General features: G+C 72.1%; 2 protein-coding genes and 1 pseudogene. 1 reads left to right on the top strand and 2 read right to left on the bottom strand.

Annotated features, from left to right (window positions below; all coding sequences use genetic code 11):
* Nucleotides 1-626 (top strand): MBL fold metallo-hydrolase (locus tag FV222_RS23295; RefSeq protein WP_147815750.1); only part of this gene is annotated, 626 nt, incomplete at its 5' end.
* A 6-nt stretch (nucleotides 627-632) separates the two neighbouring features.
* Here FV222_RS23295 and glcF read toward each other — a convergent pair.
* Nucleotides 633-1,973 carry a glycolate oxidase subunit GlcF gene (gene glcF, locus FV222_RS23290; protein ID WP_147763833.1) on the bottom strand — a complete coding sequence of 447 codons (1,341 nt, stop codon included), beginning with the start codon at nucleotides 1,971-1,973 and terminating at the stop codon, nucleotides 633-635.
* Nucleotides 1,974-2,093: 120 nt separating this feature from the next.
* Nucleotides 2,094-2,390, bottom strand: a pseudogene (locus tag FV222_RS23285) (glycolate oxidase subunit GlcE); the annotation flags it as partial.

Raw genomic sequence — 2,390 nt, 5'->3', positions numbered from 1 at the left:
CGCCGGCCGGCGGACGTCTGGTCGAGCGGCTGCGCGCGGCCGGCACCGCGCCGGAGGCGATCGACGTCGTCGTCCTCAGCCATTGCCACACCGACCACATCGGCGGGCTGATGCGCGACGGGCACCCGACCTTCCCCAACGCGCGCCTCGTCGTCGGCGCGGTCGAGTACGATTTCTGGACCAAACCCGAGCGCCTCGCGTCGGAACCGTCGGGCAACGAGCACGCCTCGGCGCTGGTGTTCCGCGCCAACCTCCTGCCGCTCGCCGCACGGACACGCTTCGTGGCGGCCGGGGACGAGATCGTTCCCGGCATCCACGCGCTCGCGGCCTACGGGCACACGCCCGGCCACCTCGCCTTCCACGTCGAGAGCGCGGGGCGGCGGATGCTGATTTGGGGCGATTGCGCCCACCACGAGGTCGCCTCGCTCGCCGAGCCGGGCTGGCACGCCCTGTTCGACATGGACAAGGGACAGGGCGCGGCCACGCGGCGTCGGATCTACGACATGGCGGCGACCGACGACATCGTGGTCGCCGGCTACCATACGTCGTTCCCGTCGCTCGGCTACGTCGCGCCGAGCGGCGCAGGCTATCGCTGGATCCCGGTCACCGACCAGTTCGAACCGTGAGGCCGGTCAGTCGGCTGCCTGCAGCACCGGCTCGGCCGTGGCCTTGAGCGCCGCCGGCCGCGGGCCGCCGGTGGCCCAATCCAGCAGTTCCACCGTGTGGACGATCGGGATCGCGGTGCCCTTCCCGATCTGCGTGGCGCAGCCGATGTTGCCGGTGGCGATCACGTCGGGACGCATCCGCTCGATGTTGGCGACCTTGCGCGCCCGGAGCTTGCCGGCGAGTTCCGGCTGCAGGATGTTGTAGGTGCCGGCCGAGCCGCAGCAGATGTGGCCCTCGGGCACGTCCTTCACCGTGAAGCCCGCCTGCTTCAGCAGGGTCTTGGGCTCCGTGCGGATGCCCTGGCCGTGCTGCATCGAGCAGGCCGAGTGATAGGCGACGACGAGGTCGCTCTCGACCGTCGGCGCGATGTCGAGGGTGGCGACGAACTCGGTGACGTCCCTGGCGAGCGCCGAGACCCGTGCCGCCTTGTCGGCGTAGGCAGGGTCGTCGCGGAACATGAAGCCGTAATCCTTGATCGTCGTGCCGCAGCCGGACGCGGTGACGAGGATGGCGTCGAGGCCGGCGCCGTCGGCTTCCGCGATCCAGGCGTCGATGGTGCGCCGGGCCTGGGCGTGCGAGTCGTCCGTCCGGCCCATGTGATGGGTGAGTGCGCCGCAGCACCCCTCGCCTTCCGCGTGCACCACCTCGACGCCGTGGCGGGTGAGCAGGCGGATCGCCGCCGCGTTGAAATCCGGCCGCAGCACGCTCTGGGCGCAGCCGCGCAGCAGGGCCACGCGCTTGGGCGCGCCCTGCGCGCCGACGGCGGGGAAGGTCGCGGGCCGGTTGGTCGCCTCGCGGCCGGGCAGCGCGGCGGGGGCGAGGTCGAGCATCGCGGCGAGCCGGTTTCCGACCCGCGGCAGGCGCGCCACCAGGGGCCGGAACGGCGCGCCGAGCTTGGCCGCCCACAACGCCGCCCGGAACCTCGCGGGATAGGGCAGCACGAAGGCCAGGATCGCCCGCAGCGCGCGGTCGTCGAGCCGCCGGGAGAACGTCTCCTCGATATGGCTGCGGGCGTGGTCGACGAGGTGCATGTAATGCACGCCCGAGGGGCAGGTCGTCATGCAGGACAGGCACGACAGGCAGCGGTCCACGTGCTTGACCACCTCGGCGCTCGCCGCCTTGCCGCCCTCCAGCATGTCCTTGATCAGGTAAATCCGTCCGCGCGGGCTATCGAGTTCGTCGCCGAGCAGCAGGTAGGTCGGGCAGGTCGCCGTGCAGAACCCGCAATGAACGCAGGTGCGCAGGATCTTTTCGGAGGTCGCCATCGCCGGGTCGGCGAGCTGGGCCAGGGAGAAGTTGGTTTGCATGGCGCGTTCTGGATGCGTCCTGTCTCGGGCCGATGGCGTCGGCCCCGTCGATCGATCGTCTCTGCCACCGTTTCGCGCCGCGCACGATGCGGCGGAGGGCCCGCGTCGGGCCCGGGCGCCTCAAACCTCGGCGTACATCCGCCCTGGGTTGAACACACCCGCGGGGTCGTGCGCCGTCTTGATCCCCTGCGTCACCCGCATCAGCGGCTGCGAGAGTGGCTGGAACACCGGCACGGCGGCGCGCACCGCATCGGGCGCCCGGATCAGCGTGGCGTGGCCGCCGTGCTGGCCGAGGGCGGAGCGGATCGCCTCCGCCCCGGCATCGCCCTCGGACGCGACGGCGAGCCAGACCAGGCCGCCGCCCCAATCGTAGAACCAGCGCGCCGGCATCGCGCGGCCGATCGCGGCGGCGAGCGC

Source organism: Methylobacterium sp. WL103 (assembly GCF_008039885.1).
Classification (GTDB): domain Bacteria; phylum Pseudomonadota; class Alphaproteobacteria; order Rhizobiales; family Beijerinckiaceae; genus Methylobacterium; species Methylobacterium cerastii.
This window is presented reverse-complemented; position numbering and strand designations above follow the sequence as displayed.